This is a genomic window from Mesorhizobium sp. M0306 (genome assembly GCF_040321655.1).
GTDB lineage: Bacteria > Pseudomonadota > Alphaproteobacteria > Rhizobiales > Rhizobiaceae > Mesorhizobium.
Genome location: NZ_JAMYRY010000020.1, coordinates 1 through 15,375 on the forward strand (window position 1 = coordinate 1; position 15,375 = coordinate 15,375).

Consider the following 15,375-nt stretch of genomic DNA (forward strand, 5'->3'; position numbering starts at 1 on the left):
GCGCCAGCCTTTATCAGGAGATCACCGACCGCATCATTGCCGAACTGGAGCGCGGCACCGTGCCATGGGTCAAGCCATGGGGCAGGGCAAAGGCAGGCCTTGGCCTGCCGAGGAATGCATCCACGGGCGCCAGCTGCAGCAAAAGAACAGCAGCTGTCGCAGCATGGCTGAACAAGGGGCATCTTGTCGGCGTCGAGAAGCTCCGTGCTCGCCTTACGCAGGCGCATGCTCTGACATAACGTCCGGGAGACTGATGCCGGGCATTCCATCAACAATACCCAACAGCCATCCTGATCCAAAGCGCATCTAAGCACGTCCATTTCAGGCGTTAGTCGAGGCCGCATTGACCAGGGGTACCTTCTTGGTCCGCTGGAGGAGGGCGGCCGCCCGTCGACAACGGCTTCATTCAAGTGTCGCCCGTGCAGGGACGACCGTAAAAAGGGCGCACGAGGCGCCCTTATTTCCGATCGGCTATCAGCAGCCGCCTTCACCTTTCGTTGTTAGAAGCGGTAGGTGACACCTGCGCCTATCAACCAGGGATCGAGCTCCGCCTTTCCCGTCAGCTTCGCGCCGTCGACCGTGACGTCGAAGTCTGGCTTGAGGAAAAGCTTCTTCACGTCGAAGTTGACGCCCCAGTGCTGATCCACCATGTAGTCGAATCCGACCTGCAGCGCGGTGCCGAACGTATTCTTAACCTTGAGAGCATCGGCACTGCCGGCACCCTGGTTATAGAAGATCGTGTAGTTCACGCCGGCGCCTAAATAGGGCTTGAACGCGCCTAAATCGGTAAAATGATACTGCAATGTGAGCGTAGGCGGCAGCAGCCGAACCTTGCCGATATTGCCCAGCCCGCCGATCGTACCTTGGCCCCCGATGTTTGCATAGGTGGTGCCGAGTATGAGCTCGGCGGCGATGTTGTCCGTGAAGAAATAGGAGATATCGAGTTCCGGCGTCACGGTGTTCGAATACGAAAGATCGGAGCCGGGCACTGCATTTGCGTAGCCCGAATCCTCAGTGACGACCCCCAACGCACGCAGGCGGATCTGCCAAGGGCTTGGCGCTTCCGTGACCGAGCCTCCCGCCTGCGGGACGCTGGCCGCTTGCGCAAGGTCCGCCGCGACGGCCTGCTGTCCCATCACAATGAGGACAACGGCCGCTGTTACTCCCCGCGCCGCGCGCATTTGGTTTCTCGCCATGATATTCTCTCCTTGCTCTTCAGAAATGTGGACTGAATTACGAAAAATCTTGCTCGAATTGCTTGATATTGGCGGAGCGCTCATGCCCAGTTTGCTTCGCGGCTGCGACCGCATGTTCGGCGGGCATGATCATGGGATGATTTCTCCTCTTTCCGTGCCGCAGCTTTCCGTGCCGCAGCGCGTTTTGCGGACTGCGCTGCAGGTGTCGTGCCAAATGAGAAAATCATTTCATAACAATGCGATCACCCTGATGGCGCTGTGTCTCATATCCGACATCGTCGAAGATCCGACAACGAACGCAGCCGTGACCGCCTGATAGAACCTCCTGTGCGAGCTCGGTGGGCACTGCGGAATAGCAGTGAAGCTCACCGCGAAACTGGCCGAGCTTCGGATCGACAGCGGTGACGGGGCGATCGACGACCACTACGTCGCCGGCCCGGCACAGCCTGAGGACTCCGCGGCGGCGACATCAAATAACATCGTTTACGATGGCTACATCCTGGCCCACCGGTGGGCGCGCAAAAGACTGCTTTGCGGCCTCATCCCTCCGCCTGGATTGAGTCCCAGGGACCGAATGGCGCACGTGCTTTTGGAACCGGCAGAGTGGTTATAACGCAATTGTCTTCCGGCTATCTTTACAGAGATTCGACAATCCAGTTGGTGAAGGTCCATATCGCGCAATCATTGATGCGCTTAGGTCTGGGCATGCGCCCATCCGCAAGCATCTCATCAAGAGCATCGATCCGACACCGACATAGAGAATTGCTTTCCCATGAGGGCGGCGGACATGAGATTGCGTCACTCTTCTGATTGCGGCCTCCGAGGATGTCGGGATCGAGCCAGTGCAACGGCACGATAGGGCGAAGGATCTGGCAGCTCTTGCAACTGCCGACCTCAATGGACAAGGCATATCGCGATCTGTCCGGCAGAGACACAGGGTTCTGCACTGTCCGTTCATGAAGACTGTGCTGGTCTCCATAAGAGAAGTATTCTGGTGCAGAAGGTGCCCGATTAGCTATTCGGAAAAAGGCGACATCGACGTGCGATCGGGCGCCGCCGTGAGGCGTCCCCCTCAATGTCGGATTTCCGACAGGATCGAAAATTCGCCAACCCATTGTTAATAAAGTTTTCCTTCTCTGGCACGGCCCATGCATGAGGTTCTGCGAACGCATCAGCGAGACCTCCTCCATGATCATGCGCACCGCAAACGCCGTCGCCGCAGTGAAAACTGCGCTCTCGCCTGCCATCAAGCCGCCGAAAGGCCGGCGCGTCATGGTTGAGGCGGGCGATTGCGCCTGCTTCAAACACCTTAATGGGCTTGAAAAGCGTCTCGCGTGACGGCAACGCGGGCATCCAGACGGGCGAAAAGGACATACGTCGTTGCCCCACGTCCCCGGCATGACCGTCGATTGTCACCGCGCTGGAATGCTCGGGTCGACATTCGACGAACCGAACGCGCTGGACAAATTCTCGCAAATCCGGTCGGCACCGGGGCTCGAAAACGCCCGCGAGGGGGAGCCCAATCGCTGTGGCCGATATTCGCCGCGAACAACCCGCCGAGTGGGAAAAAACCTATAGGAGCAAAGCAAGTGGAGCTATCTTGCATTGGAGTCGGTGCTGGGCCGTCTAATTTGAGCCTTGCGTGTCAGATACACGAGCAAGTTGGGCAAGGGGCAGTGTTCCTGGATCGGCAAGTCGACTTCCGCTGGCATCCAGGCATCGCTTTCGATTCCTCGGAGCTCCAGGTCAGCCACTTCAAGGATCTGGTCACGCTGGTGAATCCCCGATCAGCCTACACTTTCGTAAACTTCCTGCACGAGGAAGGGCGTCTGTATCACTTCCTGAACGCACAGTTCGAAGCCGTGCTCAGAGTTGAGTTCGAGCAATACCTGAAATGGGTGTTCCATAGGAACCCACTTGTGCGTGGCGGCGAGACGGTGCGCGAAATCCGCTTTGACGGCGAGTTTCGGGTGCGGACGGATAAGGCGGTTCTCGGCGCCAGAGACGTCGTGGTCAGCATTGGCAAGCAGGCGCGAATCCCGCCTCAGTTTCAGGGCTGGACTGGACGCAACCTTTTCCACTCATCTGTTTTACTGCACATCCATCCTGAGGTGCGGAGAAAGCATGTCTGCGTGGTTGGCGGAGGCCAGTCGGGAGCCGAGGTGATGTTGCACCTTATCGGCCTGCCGAAAGAACGGCGGCCTGCCTCGATCACTTGGGTCTCGCAGCGCGAAAACTATCTGCCTCTGGACAACAGCCCGTTCACAAACGAGTTGTTCATGCCCTGCTTTTCGGATCGTTTCGCGGCGATGAGCGAGTCGCAGCGTAAGCTGCTCCTGCGGCGTTTCGTGCTTGCCTCGGACGGCATTTCGGAAAGCACGTTGCGCGCGATCTATCAGGCGCTGTACCGCCACGCATTTTTCGAACCAAACCGATGCGACATCACACTGCGGCCGGGCTGCACCGTCTCGCACTGCATCAACGCCGGCGCGGGTCACAGGCTGACCCTGCAGCACGGCATGGACGAGGTCGAAGAAGTCACGGCTGACATCGTCATCCTGGCCACCGGTTACGAGAACGCGGTGCCAGACTTCTTGGAACCCATCGCGCACCGGCTGGAGCAGATCGACAATGAATTAGCTATTCGCGAGGATTTTTCGGTGAGCTGGGACGGACCGCGTGGCAGACGCATCTTCGTACAAAACGCGAGCCTCGGGCAGCGCGGCCTGGCCGATCCGAACCTAAGCCTGCTGGCCTGGCGCGCGCGCCGCATCCTCGATAGCCTTCTTGGGCGCGCGCCATGCGCGAACCCCGAGCATCCTGGCTTCATCAGCCATACCTCGATCGAGAGCTGGCCCGCCTCCGCAGCCGAAGAAATGGGCAGCGGGATATGACTCGTAGACTTTTGATCATCGGCGGTGGCATCCTAGGAATGATGTCCGCCTCCGCTGCGGCGAAGGCCGGAGGCTTCTCCGAAATCATCGCGACCGAACAAGCCCTTGGACCAAGCGGCGCATCGTCTTATTCTGGGGGCGTGCATTTCCCCTACGGTCTTCAAGACCGTACCAGGTCGCTCACTCGGAAGAGAGCCGTGGCCTTGGCGGCCATGGCTGGGTCGGCGGTCAGCGGATGGTGCCGGCCTTTAGCGATGCGTGTCGTGGCTGGACCGGGTGAAGCGACTGTTCCGGCTCAGTTTACGGAACCCCTGGACCCGGCTGAGCCTGACATAGGCAGTCTCGCGCCGAGCTTCTGCGGACAATATCCGCCGGAGCGGAACGCACTTAGCATCGCCGTCCCACATGACGTGAGTCCGTCTCGGTGGACCCGCAACTTGACCAGCGCCCGACTGCCCTAATTGGGATGTCCGACCAACCAGTCTTTCCAACAGGAGGCTTTTCGCATGTTGACTGATGCACAAAGAGAAAAGTGGCAGAAAGACGGATACGTCAGGCTCGAAAGGTTCTTCGCTCCAGCGGCTCAGGAAGATATCTCTACTTTTGTCGAAGATATGTCACGCTGGGATGTCAGCGATGAAAAATGGCTCATTTGGTTCGAGAAGACGACGGACAATCGAAAGATCATCTCCAAGATCGAGAATTTTCTCGACTTCCATGATCCATTGCGTCGTTTGCTCTTAGAAGATCAGCGCATAAAGTCAGCGGTCGAGGATTTGCTTGGCGAAGAATCGCGCAGGCTCAAGGAGTTGCTGATTTTCCACTACCCCGACAGCGGCGGCTATCTCCCGCATCAGGACATTTATCACATTCCACACAAACTCCCCGACCGGATGGTCCATGCGGTGGTTGCCATAGGCATCGACGACTCCGACCCGGAAAACGGCGGGCTTTTCTTCAGCCCCGGCAACCACAAGAAGGGGGTGTTTCCCATGGATGCCGGTGGGGTGATCGATCCTCAAGTCGCCGAAATGTTCTCCTGGGAACCCGTAGTATGGAAGGCTGGCGACATCTTCATCTTCGACGATTACGCACCGCACTACTCACGACCGAACAAAAGCAATCGTTCGCGGCGGACACTCTACTTGGTGTTCCAGCGTGCTTCAACCGGTGGACCGACCCGCGCTGAATATAACGTGCTTAAGCGCGCCCTTAACCCGCCCGAGGGCAAAGTGGCCGATCTCGACAAACTCAAGCCCCCAAATGGCATTTTCTATCGCGATTGAGCTCACGCAGCCAGGCGGAGGCATGCACACGAAACTGATCGACCGCTCAAAAATGCGCGGAGAGTATGGCGTTCTGATTTGCGGGCTCGCGGAGCATCGACCGCAGCCCGTTACGACGCTTTGGCACGTGGATTGTGGAGGTGGTCGCAGGGCGGTCTTCTATGACGCCTACAGCCCGACTGGCGCCCCCCTCGTCGCCCGCCTGGCGGCCCAGAGCCGCATTATTCTGGCCGGGACCGCCAATGGGTTGGGCTGCCGCTTCTCTCCACAAATTGCACCGGAGGCTGTTGCGTTGGCAGCCGAAGATCCCACTGCTTCAACAGCTTAGGTTCGTCATGCGCAAATACACGTTTTCTCGAACGGAGCTGTCGCGGGCGTTCGGTATCGACATGGCCACGCTTGGAACGGGAAGCGCTCGCACGGGGTTTTCATTCGGAAAGGTTGGACCCGGCGTCACATCCGAGCCCCATCGGCACGACGAAATCGAGGCCTTCGTGGTCCTGTCTGGCGCGGGCAAGGTCACGACCGACCGTGGGGAAATCTCGGTCGAGGCGGGCGATGTCGTTCTGTTCCACCCTTTTGAAGCGCATGTGCTGCGCAACGATGGGGACGAAGACCTAAATTTCGTCGATGTCTACTGGCGAGACGGCGAGGCCGCCCTTGATGCCGCTGCAAAGACCACGGCTCCACGCGGGCCGATCTTCGTCTTCTCCACGCCGCCAACGCCAAATGGCGATCTGCATCTGGGGCATCTTTCTGGCCCCTATTTCGGCGCCGACGTCTATACTCGTTTCCTGCGCATGAAAGGAGTCGAAGCATATCACCTCACTGGAAGCGATGACAACCAGAGCTACGTCACGACACGCGCCGATGCCGATCAATCGACGCCTGCAAACGTGGCGCACTACTACGCCGACGAGATTCGCGCCACGCTTGAACTTTTCGATTGTGAGGTCCACAGCTTCCAACTCACGACGGGCGATGACGGTTATTGCGAGTTTCAAGCCGCGTGTTTCCGCAGTCTTCTGAGCAGCACGGCAGTAGATCTGCGCCAGAGCCCTGCGCTTTTCGATGCTGTGACAGGCCACTATCTTTACGAGCCGGATGTTAGCGGCCTCTGCCCCGATTGCGGCGGCTCCGCCGGTGGCAACATCTGCGAGGAATGCGGCGCCCCAAACCTTTGCCACGACTTGGGTGCAGCCCGGTCACGGCAGTCTGCCGAGGCGCCGCTGGTCGGCTCCGTCCGCCGCCCGGAACTTGCCTTGGACCGATGCTACGACAATATCGACCGGCATCTAAGGGCGTCGGGCGTCCCGCTACGGATCTTGGATCTCTTCGCGCGCCTACGCCGACGCGGCAACTTTTCAGTGCCCATTACCCACCCCTCGGACTGGGGCCTGCCCGCCGAAGGGTTCCCGGGGCAAGTGATCTGGGTCTGGCCGGAAATGGCCTTCGGTTTTCTTTACAACATCCAGGCGCTCGGCCGCTTGCTGGGTCGCGACTGGAAGGCGGAGATGCCCGGCAACGACTGGCAGATTGTCCATTTCTTCGGCTTCGACAATTCGTTCTACCACGCGCTACTCTACCCCGCTCTTTACGCCGAGGTCTTCTCCCACTGGACGCCACGCATCCACTATCACGTCAACGAGTTCTACCTGCTCGACGGCAAGAAGTTCTCAACCAGCTGCCGCCATGCGGTCTGGGGCAAGGAGGTTCTGAGCCCAAAGACAGTCGACGTCGTGCGCCTCCATTTGGGCCTGACACGCCCGGAAGGTGAGCGGACGGATTTCTCGCTGGACGCGCTGCGCCGCACCGAGAACCAGGTGTTCCAAGGGATCTGGCTGAACTGGCTTGATGCGTTGAACCAGGAAATCAAGCAGGATTTTGGCGGCCGTGTACCCGATGCAGGCGACTGGAGCCCGGCCGACCGCGCCTTCTTTGCTCGGATAGAGATCTATCGCGCGGCGATGGAACGCGCCTATTCGGACCAAGGCCTCTCGGTCCGGCGCGCGGCCGCTCAGGTCTGCGATTTCGTGCGCGATTGCGTGATCTACCGTCGGGCGCAAGACTATGCGGCGGCGCGGCGTTTCTATCCCGCCCGCAATCGGACTTCGCTAGCCCTTCAGACGACGGCCGCTGCGATCCTGGCACCGACACTCGCTCCGCTGATGCCCCGATTCGCCAGAACGCTGGCGCGAGGCATCGATGGCGTCTCAACCGAAACATGGCCCCGATCCGTCCAGCGCCTTGCGCCCGGGACGCGCTTTGATCTCGGACCCGTGTTGGTGTTCTACGCCAAATCCGGCAATCCTCATCTCGATGAGGAGGAAGCTCCATGAGCCCAAAGGTGCACCAGTGAGCTATCCCAATCTCGACCAGATCTGCGCGGCAATCAAAGCCGATGATGCCAAATATCTTTACTCGCTGTCACTGGCGACCGAAGCCGCTATCAGCGGACCTGAACCAACGCATCGTCGACACCCTGGCCCGCGCCTTCGAAGACCGCTCGGCCGATCGCTTCCCAGCCCTCGCTGTTTCGTGCCGCAAATGCCGTGTGGGCTCGACTGCGCTGACCAACCTGTTCGGCATCGCGGGATTTCCGTCCTCCAGCCGGTCAAGACTGTCATGCGGTTCGAGGCGCTTGGTCAACCTGGCGCGCCCTGGATCGTGCGCCGATCACCGGAAATGTCGAATGCGAATGCCTGCCTGATGGTATCTTCGATTTTGTCCGAGCCTGTACTGGCGCGGCAGTCGGCCGAAGAACAACTGAGCTACTGACAATCGGAAGGTAGCAGGTTCAAAATTCTGCCCCAGAAACCGGATATTGCGCACAACCAGCGTTCACGATCGCGATGGTGCACAAGCTTCCAACCAGACCCGCGCAAAGACAGCCCGTCGCCTGAAGATAGTCGGCGAGGGCCGCCAAATCCCTCGCAAGCGTATCCTCCGTCACATGCACGCCGTCTTCGCCGACAATGCAGACGCTTGTCTCGTCGAGAGATAAGTCCAGCCAGGGTGCTCCTTCAGGATTGCGTGTTTGCTCGGGTACGGAGCCGCCCCTCAGTTCCCAATCGAGGAGCGAGCCTACAATTCCCATATTTGGAGATCTCTCGCTAGGTTACCCGGTCTGTGAACCCTGCAAGCCGAAAATTCAGATGCCGCCCATGCAGAGATATTTCATTTCGAGGTAGTCCTCGAGGCCATGGCGGGATCCCTCCCGCCCGATGCCGGACTGTTTTATCCCACCGAACGGCGCCGCTTCTGAAGACATCCGGCCGGTATTTACCCCGACCATTCGATATTCCAAGGCCTCGGCCACACGCCAGACACGCTTCAGGTTGGAGGCATAAAAGTAGGCCGCGAGGCCGTAGATCGTGTCGTTGGCCTCACGCACGACCTGATCCGCATCTTTGAAGCGAATAATCGGGGCCAGCGGCCCGAATGTCTCTTCTTGCGCGACGGTCATCTCGCTGGAGACACCGGTCAGGACTGTCGGTTGGAAAAACGTGCCATTCGTGCCGATGCGTTTGCCCCCGCAGCGAATTGCGCCGCCTTTGGCGACGGCATCGGCAATATGGGATTCGATCTTGGCCAATGCGTCCTTGTCGATGAGCGGTCCGATGTCCACTCCGGGAGCGAAACCATCACCAACTTGAAGTTGGCGAGCCCGTTGCACGAATTTCTCGACGAACTCGTCGTGAACGCCCGACTGGACGTAAAGGCGGTTCGCCGAAACGCAGGTCTGGCCGGCATTGCGGAACTTCGCCTGGATCGCACCGTCAACCGCGGCATCGATATCGGCATCATCGAAGACGATGAAAGGTGCATTGCCGCCGAGCTCAAGGCTGACTTTTTTGATCTGGTCCGAGCACTGGCGCATGAGCAGGCGCCCGATCTCAGTCGACCCGGTGAAGCTGATCTTGCGGACCTTGGGATTGCTACAAAGTTCGCGGCCGACCGCGTCACCTTCGGACGCATAGATCAGGTTGACGACGCCTTCGGCAAGCCAGCCTGATGGGCGAGGGCGAACATTGCTCCCGCCACGAGCGGCGTCTGTTCAGCGGGCTTGAGGACGATCGTGCAGCCCGCCGCCAAGGCTGGCGAGATTTTGCGCGCCACCATCGAGGCCGGGAAATTCCATGGCGTTATCGTGCCAACAACTCCGATGGGCTGCTTGATTACCAGCATTCGGCGGTCCATCGATGGTGCGGAGATCGTCTCGCCATAGACGCGATTGGCCTCCTCGGCGTACCATTGCAGATACGCCGCAGCATGCGATATCTCCGACTTGGCTTCGGCAAGCGGCTTGCCCATCTCCGCGATGAGAATCGCGGCGAGATCGTCGGCGTGGTCGATGATCAACTGATGCCATCGCCATAGAACGTCGCTGCGCTCACGTGCGGTCAGCCCTGCCCATCCAGGCTGCGCGACATAGGCCTTGTCGATCGCAGCGCATGTCTCCTCGACCCCCATGTCGGGTAGTTCTGCCAGCACTTCGCCAGTCGACGGGTTGAGGACCTCGAATGTCCGCTCGCTAATCCGCGTGCCAAGTGCCGGCAGGCGATCAATGGGTCCAAACAGGTCGGGGGATCTCAGGTGACGGATCATCGGCAGGCACAGGGGCAATACCGGATTCCTCCTCAACGCAGCAGGTATATATAGCAGGTGCGGTGTGTACTCCGCGACGTCCGGGTTCCTTATAGGGCCTCGGCCAGACAGCTGGTAGACCACGGTACCCGACTGCAAGGGAGAATACCTGAATACGCTAGAAGATGCCTCGCGGTTCTACTAGTCGAACGATTGAACAACGGACATCGGCTTCGCCAGCCGCGCGGAGTGGATGCTGGTGGCCTGCGCCTACAATCTGCGGACCACGAATCGGCGACTCTATCCACTCGAAGAGAGGCTGGCCTGAGGAGGAGCGCACCCCAATAATGACGCCTGAACCGGCAAATGCCTGGCAAGGCCCGCGAAAACCGCTCCTCGCGGCTTTAACAGATCCCGTTTACCGGGCGAGCGCCCGGAAGATGAGAAAGAGGATGGAGAGGAACAGGGTGGCGAAGGCGCGCCGAGGGAAGACCGGCCGGCGCATTTGCATCGGGATGGAGCTCATGATCAATTCCCCGCCTGTTGCTGCGGCAAAAGATAGCCTGTCGTCGAATGGTCGAGCACCAGATAACGCGCGGCGACCGCCTTGACCTCGTCGGTGGTGACCTTGCGGACGCGGTCAGGCCTCTCGAGCACGTCCTTCACATTGCCACCGGTGGTGAGCGTCTTGCCATAAATGTTGGCGATGTGGTCCAGCTCGTCGTGCGCAAAAATCACCGAGCGGATATAGCGGTCTTTGGCCTTGTCCAGCTCGTCGCTGGTGACGCCATCCTTGGCGATCCGGGCGACTTCGGCAACGGCCGCCGCTTCGAGATCGACGAGCTTTGCATCGCCGCGCGGCGAGCCGGAGATGGTGAAATTGGTGTCGTCTAGCATGGTGCCCTGGAAGGAGGCGCCGGCCGCCGAGGCTATGCCTTGCTTGACGACAAGCTCCTGATATAGCCGGCTGCGGTTACCGCCGCCGAGGATCTCGGCCAGCAGGTCGAGCGCCTCGGCCTCGCCGGGCTCTGCCGTATGATAGGACGGCACCACCCATTGAGTGGAAAAGCTCGGCACCGAAACGCGCGCATCGGTCAGCGTCACTGTGCGCCTGGTGTTCTGCTCCGGCTCGACCGGACGGTTGCGCGGGGGCAGGTCCGGCCCGCGCACAACCTTGCCATAGGTCTTCTCGGCCAGCGCCTTCACCGTCTCAGGCTCTACGTCGCCGGCCACCACCAGCACGGCGTTGTTCGGTCGGTAGTATTTGTTGTAGATGGTGAATGCGTCGGTGCCGTTCAGCTTCTCCATCTCCTGCATCCAGCCGATGACCGGAATGCGATAGGGCTGGTTCTGCCGCAACGTCGCGTTGACCTCCTCGTCCAGCAGAGCATGCGGGTTCGTCTCTCTGTGCCAACGGCGCTCCTCCAGGATCACGTCGCGCTCGGTCTTTATATCATCGTCGTTGAGGATGAGGTTGAACATGCGATCGGCCTCGAAGCCCATCATCTCACCCAACGCCGAGGGCGCCACCGTCTCGAGGAAGGTGGTGTAGTCATAGGCGGTGAAGGCGTTATTGTAGCCGCCGATGGCTGAGACGGCTCGGTCGAACTCGCCGGCGGCGTGGTTGGTCGTCGCCTTGAACATCAGATGCTTGAGGAAATGGGCAAGGCCTGATTTGCCGGGTGGCTCGTCGGCGCTGCCGATCTTGTACCAGACCATATGAGTGACGATCGGCGCGCGGTGATCGGGGATGACGATCACTTCCATGCCGTTGTCGAGCAGGAAATCCGTCACCTTGCCGCCGTCGGTGGCGGCTAGAGCCGGAGCGGTCGTCACCAGGGCCAGCGCGGTGGCAATGAACGCCCTGCGCAGCCAGGTGGACGATCGATGGCTGCGGTTGTGGTGGCTGGTCGAAAGGCAAGGTTCGAGGCAAAGTGATTTGTTCCTCATTTTGATGAAGGCGCTGCGTCCCCGTCTCCTCGCGTGGGAGGATCGGCGGGCAGCGCCGAGCCAGATGAATAAGCTCTTCATGGGACCAAGCCTTACTCGAGCCTCATCTTTGGATGGACCCAGGAGACCTGCGGGAGTATTTCTCGGTGAGGTGATCATGGGACGGGATTCTCCTTGGTCCGCGACGCCTTGCGGATGACCAAGCATGCACCGTGCCAGATCAGAAAACCGTTCGAGGCAGTGGACAAATAGGGCTCTGCCATGTTGCGCATCCGACATTGTCGGACATCGGACAGGGCCGAACGCGACGCGCGCGGCTGAGAATATCTTCTTCGTTCGGAAGACGATTGGGCGCGCTGCCGGGGGAGGGGTATAGGATGCGCTTCGAATGGCCGCTGCACTGACGGTGAGAATGGAGATGTTGGTCGCCCCAGCGGGACCCTGTCCTCGACAGCCAGACCGGGTCGATGCTGAAGGGCAGAGGCGTGAGCAGCCCAGCCAACTCGAACCCGGAGCCTGCTCGCGCGCTAGGACGGATCTGATCCAAAAATCGGCAAGTTGGGCGATATCCGCGAGGCGCTGGAAAACGAAGATCGTAGGACTCGGGCGGGAAAAAACGATGCGGTCGCGCGCTTCTGGCGTAATGCGCCTGCCGCGAGGCCGTTGAGCCTGATGAGTTGCTGCGGGAAAGGGGAGTGTTTGCGCGGGACCTTGTCAAACGTAAGAAACAACCGTCGAGCTCGCCGTAGAGGGGCATGCAGGCACGTCTGTCGCTGGAGGACAGCAGCACGGAAGCTGTCCGCGCTTGCCGTCGTCGCTGGGTACCAAACAGGAGAATTTGGCGGTCGCGGTCGAATTCATCTGCGCAAATACCGACTGGCTGTGCTCGGTTTGCCGGCGAACAGATTTTGCCTTCTTTGCGGCTGCAAACGCATCCCTGGCGGCGTGGTCCCTTAGGTCAAGAGCATCGGGTGAGTAACAGCCTGATCCTGCTCAATCTGATACGCGCCAACCGCCTCGCCGGATTGTGGAACCGCTCGCGGGTAGCTTCTACCACAAACAGCAAGGTCATGAAATCAAGTAGGAAGTCGTCGATCGCTTGGGCGATTGTTTCTGACTTGCCCTTGAACTGGTCCAGCAAAACGCGCGCGTTATCGATCGCTTCCACGCTGGTGGCATCGATCAACCCCTCGACCCTCTTGAAACAATCCAATTCGAAACTCCTTCAAGCGCTTGCCAAGCCGTTATGCACGAAGGTAGCTCCGTGAACTACCCGGCCTTTGACCTGGCGGCACGAGCAGCGGTCGGCCTTACGTCCCGTGCCTCCAAGCACAGCCCTAGACGTGGCGCTGAGGAGCGTTGGAAGGATCGGGCGCTTCCGGCCATGCTCGAGCGGTAGTGTAGGACAGTGCTTGCTGGCGACTACGGCCAAAATGGAGTGCGCCAGCTGATCGGGGCTTAACAATTTTTCGCTTTTTGCTGCGCCCAAGTCTCGGCTATGAGTCAGGCAGGCCTAATGGCCTGCCCGACGTTGCAATTGTTAAGGAGGAACACGTATATGCCTACTGGAACGGTAAAGTGGTTCAACAGCACCAAGGGGTTTGGATTTATCCAGCCCGACAATGGCGGTCCGGATGTTTTCGTCCACATTTCCGCTGTCGAACGCGCGGGCCTCTCGACCCTCGCTGACGGCCAGAAGATCAACTATGAGATCGAGCAGGATCGCCGCACCGGCAAATCCTCCGCTGGCAGCCTCAGCAAAGCTGGTTGAAATTTTCTCCTGCGTCCTGGCAAGAGTGGGCGCGTAGGTCCGGAGGTCCTCACGGCCGCTCGATAGGAGCGAGCAAAAACTGAGGGCAGCAGATTGCTGCAGGCGTCGCGAATTCCTCATGAAACAAAAAAGGAAGGCGGGGTTGGCCCCGCCTTTTTATATGACGATATGACGCGCAGATTAAGCCGATGGCTGCAACGCTCCAGAACGAATCTCCATTGCCGAAATCAAGCCGCGACCTTCTTGCGGGTTCGCTTCGTCGGCGCCGGCTCCGGCGCTTCCGGCGCTTTCGGTTTGCGGCCGAGCCCCATTGTCTTGGCCAATGACGAGCGCGCCGCGGCGTAGTTCGGCGCGACCATGGGATAATCCGCCGACAGGCCCCATTTGGCCCGATATCCATCCGGCGTCAGCCCATAGTGGGTCGACAGATGGCGCTTTAGCGATTTGAATTTCTTCCCGTCCTCAAGGGAGATGATGTAGTCCGGTGTCACCGACTTCCTGATCGGGACTGCAGGCGTAAGGGCAACCGGCTCTTTTGCAGAGACACCTTCCGCCGTCCCTTTCAGAGCCGCGTGCACTTGGCCGATGAGGGCAGGGAGATCCCCCACCGGGATCGGATTGTTGGAGACATAGGCTGAGACGACATCGGCCGTGAGCTCGATGAGGGTGTTGATGTTTTTTTCGGCTTCTTCTGTCATGAAACTCTCCAGGCGGCGTGAAACACAGTCGGCGAAGCGTCGCTTCATAGTGGCGGTCGCCGCTGAAAGCAACAAAGGTCTCGACAGGATTGTTGCGATGTTCGTCCAGCGAGATCTACGGCGCGGTATCCCGCCGTCGTGACCGTTGATCCGTCCGTTGTTGGCGAGCTGCCGCGGTGCTTGCGCATTTTCAGGCGCGTCTCGGCCGTAAGCTTTGCGCCGAAATGACCAGTAATCTCGAAACGAAGCGGGCTATTTCTGTTTCGCCATCCTCTCTTTGGCTGTGAAATCGGTGGCAGAGCAGTGGCCGCTTCCTGATGGCGCGTGGAGGAACTATCAAGCGTTGATTCGCAATGGTCGAAACGATGTAGATTCATCCGGTGAGCCGCTCTCGCAGCAGGATATTAGGGTTTGGCCCGCTGGTAAACCGAGGACATCACGCCGCTGCTTTGCTATTGAACCGCTATCGCTGTGACAACACATTCCGCAATGGTGGGCGGGTGTAGAGGAGGCGCCTGTTCACGCAAACTAGCGGTTCAGCAGGTCGGGAGGAACGAATGAGCTCAGGGACTTTCAGCAGCCCACTTTTCGTAAGGCGGGCAGCGCACATCGTGCAAGAGATTGCCAGTCCTGCGGATGCTATCGATTTTCTCAACGAATGGCCAGAAGATGGCAGAGACCGGATCCACGAAGCCGCTCTCACGGCGTGCTTTGATGCATACAACGGACGAATACCTGCGAGCGCAGCGCGCAAGACTTTTTTCCGCTTTGGGGAACAGGTCGCCATATTGGAAGATGCAACCTCCGCGATGCAATGGCTCGCTGCCTGCATGTCGGGCAGTGGAAAAGCGCAAGTATAGGCGTCGCAGTCTTATCTGAAGCCGGAGCGGGAACGCCGACGAGGTTATTGTATCGAGATTTCGCCGGCATCTGGAGCGTACTATAGCGAACAAACAATATTTTGCGCGCTATGGCGATGTTAATCATCTTGTT

13 protein-coding genes and 2 pseudogenes are annotated in these 15,375 nt (G+C 59.4%); 10 read left to right on the plus strand and 5 right to left on the minus strand.

Annotation, left to right across the window (positions count from 1 at the left end; translation table 11 throughout):
* Positions 1-128 (plus strand): annotated as a pseudogene (locus NKI95_RS23205) (ArdC-like ssDNA-binding domain-containing protein); the annotation flags it as partial.
* A 372-nt stretch (positions 129-500) separates the two neighbouring features.
* On the opposite strand, the gene NKI95_RS23210 reads toward NKI95_RS23205, so the two are convergent.
* Positions 501-1,181, minus strand: coding sequence for an OmpW/AlkL family protein (locus tag NKI95_RS23210; protein WP_352719594.1), 681 nt, complete (start codon positions 1,179-1,181; stop codon positions 501-503).
* Positions 1,182-1,245: 64 nt separating this feature from the next.
* On the opposite strand from NKI95_RS23210, the gene NKI95_RS23215 reads away from it, so the two are divergent.
* From NKI95_RS23215 to NKI95_RS23245, 7 genes are all read left to right on the plus strand, one after another.
* Entirely contained in the window at positions 1,246-1,512 is a 267-nt protein-coding gene (locus NKI95_RS23215; RefSeq protein WP_352719534.1) for a hypothetical protein, read from the plus strand.
* Positions 1,513-1,554: 42 nt separating this feature from the next.
* Positions 1,555-1,809: a hypothetical protein gene (locus NKI95_RS23220; protein ID WP_352719536.1), complete on the plus strand. Its 255-nt coding sequence runs from the start codon at positions 1,555-1,557 to the stop codon at positions 1,807-1,809.
* Positions 1,810-2,384: 575 nt separating this feature from the next.
* A complete protein-coding gene (locus tag NKI95_RS23225; protein WP_352719538.1) occupies positions 2,385-2,534 on the plus strand; it encodes a hypothetical protein in 150 nt (49 codons plus the stop codon).
* Positions 2,535-2,785: 251 nt separating this feature from the next.
* On the plus strand, positions 2,786-4,090 hold the full coding sequence (locus NKI95_RS23230) for a lysine N(6)-hydroxylase/L-ornithine N(5)-oxygenase family protein (RefSeq protein WP_352719540.1): 1,305 nt from the start codon (positions 2,786-2,788) through the stop codon (positions 4,088-4,090).
* A gap of 506 nt (positions 4,091-4,596) precedes the next feature.
* Positions 4,597-5,376 (plus strand): phytanoyl-CoA dioxygenase family protein, encoded by a 780-nt coding sequence (locus NKI95_RS23235; protein WP_352719541.1) that lies wholly within the window; start codon positions 4,597-4,599, stop codon positions 5,374-5,376.
* 134 nt (positions 5,377-5,510) lie between these two features.
* Positions 5,511-7,715, plus strand: coding sequence for a class I tRNA ligase family protein (locus NKI95_RS23240; protein WP_352719542.1), 2,205 nt, complete (start codon positions 5,511-5,513; stop codon positions 7,713-7,715).
* A 16-nt stretch (positions 7,716-7,731) separates the two neighbouring features.
* Positions 7,732-8,154: a hypothetical protein gene (locus tag NKI95_RS23245; protein ID WP_352719543.1), complete on the plus strand. Its 423-nt coding sequence runs from the start codon at positions 7,732-7,734 to the stop codon at positions 8,152-8,154.
* 373 nt (positions 8,155-8,527) lie between these two features.
* On the opposite strand, the pseudogene NKI95_RS23250 reads toward NKI95_RS23245, so the two are convergent.
* The 3 genes and pseudogenes from NKI95_RS23250 to NKI95_RS23260 all read right to left on the minus strand — a co-directional run bounded on the left by NKI95_RS23250 (position 8,528) and on the right by NKI95_RS23260 (position 13,126).
* Positions 8,528-9,984: pseudogene (locus NKI95_RS23250) on the minus strand (NAD-dependent succinate-semialdehyde dehydrogenase).
* A 507-nt stretch (positions 9,985-10,491) separates the two neighbouring features.
* Positions 10,492-11,913: a M16 family metallopeptidase gene (locus NKI95_RS23255; RefSeq protein ID WP_352719545.1), complete on the minus strand. Its 1,422-nt coding sequence runs from the start codon at positions 11,911-11,913 to the stop codon at positions 10,492-10,494.
* Positions 11,914-12,871: 958 nt separating this feature from the next.
* A complete protein-coding gene (locus NKI95_RS23260; protein ID WP_352452611.1) occupies positions 12,872-13,126 on the minus strand; it encodes a hypothetical protein in 255 nt (84 codons plus the stop codon).
* A 345-nt stretch (positions 13,127-13,471) separates the two neighbouring features.
* On the opposite strand from NKI95_RS23260, the gene NKI95_RS23265 reads away from it, so the two are divergent.
* Entirely contained in the window at positions 13,472-13,684 is a 213-nt protein-coding gene (locus NKI95_RS23265) for a cold-shock protein (RefSeq protein WP_023679670.1), read from the plus strand.
* 227 nt (positions 13,685-13,911) lie between these two features.
* On the opposite strand, the gene NKI95_RS23270 is transcribed toward NKI95_RS23265, so the two are convergent.
* Positions 13,912-14,382 (minus strand): Ros/MucR family transcriptional regulator, encoded by a 471-nt coding sequence (locus NKI95_RS23270; protein ID WP_352452644.1) that lies wholly within the window; start codon positions 14,380-14,382, stop codon positions 13,912-13,914.
* Between the two features lie 557 nt (positions 14,383-14,939).
* Between NKI95_RS23270 and NKI95_RS23275 the strand changes: the two genes are divergently transcribed.
* Positions 14,940-15,242 carry a DUF982 domain-containing protein gene (locus NKI95_RS23275; RefSeq protein ID WP_352719546.1) on the plus strand — a complete coding sequence of 101 codons (303 nt, stop codon included), beginning with the start codon at positions 14,940-14,942 and terminating at the stop codon, positions 15,240-15,242.
* The last annotated feature ends 133 nt before the right edge of the window (positions 15,243-15,375 follow it).